At 58.6% G+C, this 1557-nt stretch carries 1 protein-coding gene; it reads left to right on the plus strand.

The annotated features are described in order from the left end of the window. A partial coding sequence (locus ABZX22_RS44990) for a glycosyltransferase family 2 protein (protein WP_354923458.1) occupies positions 1 to 1230 on the plus strand: 1230 nt, incomplete at its 5' end. Positions 1231 to 1557: the final 327 nt, after the last annotated feature.

Raw genomic sequence — 1557 nt, forward strand, 5'->3', positions numbered from 1 at the left:
CAGTTCGAGTCATTCTGTTTGTCGGCGTACGAGGCTTCGCTCGCCGGTGCCATTTGCGTGCTGAATGGCAACAATCCGGCGTTCGGTGACAGTTCGCCATGGCGTGATGGTCTCAATTGTTGCAAGTTCGACGGTACCGCAGAAGGGCTTGCCGCCGCCCTTGCCGTTGCTTATGCGCATGGCGTGCGGGAAATTGTGAAAATGCCCTCCGACCCGACGCCGTGGGACATGTTGCAGGCGCCGCCTGCGCCGAAGTCGGTCGCGAGTCGCCCGCTCGTATCGGTAGTCGTACCGCATTTCAATCTGGGCGAGTATCTTCCGCGCACACTCGATTCGATCCTGGCGTCGACTTACGAGAACGTTGAAATCGTCGTCGTTGACGACTGTTCGACTGACGCGTTGAGTTGCCTCGCGATCGAACGCATTCAGACGTTGGGCGGGCGCATACGCATCGTTCGGAATCCCATGAATCTTGGGCTGGCGGCAACCAGGAATGTCGCGCTTCAGCACGTGTGCGGAGAGTTCATACTCACGCTCGATGCGGACGATCTCATTGGTCCCCAGTTCATCGAACTGGCGGTCGACGCATTGCAACGCAATCCTGAATTCGATTTCGTCGTGCCGCAAACCGGATTCTTCCTGGATCGAGAGGAAGGGCAGATCGGTCGACAGGCCGCATTCGCCGATTACGCGGTGTTCTATGGCGAAGCGCGGGCGCTCGGCATGTACGAAAACCGCTTTTCGACCGCAACCTGCATGGCGCGTACGGTAGTGTTGCGCGAGCTGAAGTATCGTGAAGAACTCGAAGCGTATGAGGATTGGGATCTCTATTCCCGCGCACTCGCCACGGGGAAGCGCTTCATTGCAACGAACGGCATTCATTTCTTCTATCGGCGTCGTGCGAATTCGATGTATCACACTCCGGAGCGTGTCGCGCGGCATCGTGAGTTGTACCACGCGTTGTTGACGGGCAAGATGGTCGAGGCGGGGGAGGTGAGGCTCCCACTGTATGTTCTTGAGGGCGGGCAGGCCGCCTCTGCAGCGCCCGGCGCGTTGGAGGAGGAACTCCACGCGTTACGCAGTCAGCTCGCCTTCTATCAGAACAGCAGGGCCATTTTTGCGACGCGGAAGATCGTGGAGTACCTCAAGGCCAAGGCGCCGTGGGCGATCAAGCTGACGCGGCACGGGTTGCAAACCGTATGGCGTGCGCGCAGACGGCTGCGCTCGTAATGGCCTTCAGTCGTCCAACACCCGGGTAGGAACTGCTCCATCGAGGAACAAGCGGAGCGCGGCTCGAATCCCGAAGGCGAAGCATTCGTCGCTGCGGGACCGATGGCCCGGCGCCTGATGTGTCTTTGCGTACAATTGCTTTGTTTCTGGCCCCATAAAGGTAGCGGCCAGATTGCGCAAAGGCTCTCGTCTCGCCTACCGTATTCCGGAATGAGCATGGATGGGGGGCGGTTTTCTATCCGGGATGAGAGGTGTTCGAACACTTTTTGTTGCACTTCCAATGCGTTCCATTCTCGTCTGCGACGGGTATATGACTTTCGTTGAACC

Source organism: Nonomuraea sp. NPDC003804, assembly GCF_040610675.1.
Classification (GTDB): domain Bacteria; phylum Actinomycetota; class Actinomycetes; order Streptosporangiales; family Streptosporangiaceae; genus Nonomuraea.